We start from the raw sequence: 413 nt of genomic DNA on the forward strand, positions 1-413 counted from the left end.
CGCGGTCGCCCGCCTGCTGCACGCGGGCTGGGCGGTGGCACCCGGCGCCCGCTTCCGGATGGACGCGGCGCCGGGGATCCGGGTCACCGTCTCGACGCTCGCCGAGGAGGAGATCGAGCCGCTGTCCGAGGCGATCGCCGCGGCGATCGGTCCGGCCGGGGGGCCGGGGCGGACGTACGCCTGAGGTGGGGGCGGGGTGCGGGTTACCTGCGGTCGGCTGTGCCGGTGGTGGGCTCCGGGGGTGCGGGCCGGGCGGGGGGTGCTCGCGCGGCCCGGCGTTTGCGGGGTGCCTCCCCTGCTCTCGGCTGCGCTCGGGCGGGGGCACCCCCATCGCCCTGGGGGCACCTCCCGGGCCCTTGAGGCACTGGGGGAGGCACGACTGCCCGCGGAGTCGGCGGCAGTGGCGGGGGGCG

General features: G+C 79.9%; 1 pseudogene. It reads left to right on the plus strand.

Features of this window, described 5'->3' with window-relative positions:
* Positions 1 to 184 (plus strand): annotated as a pseudogene (locus B7767_RS43145) (GntR family transcriptional regulator); the annotation flags it as partial.
* Positions 185 to 413: the final 229 nt, after the last annotated feature.

Origin of the sequence: Streptomyces sp. 13-12-16 (genome assembly GCF_002114215.1) — a bacterium.
Classification (GTDB): domain Bacteria; phylum Actinomycetota; class Actinomycetes; order Streptomycetales; family Streptomycetaceae; genus Streptomyces.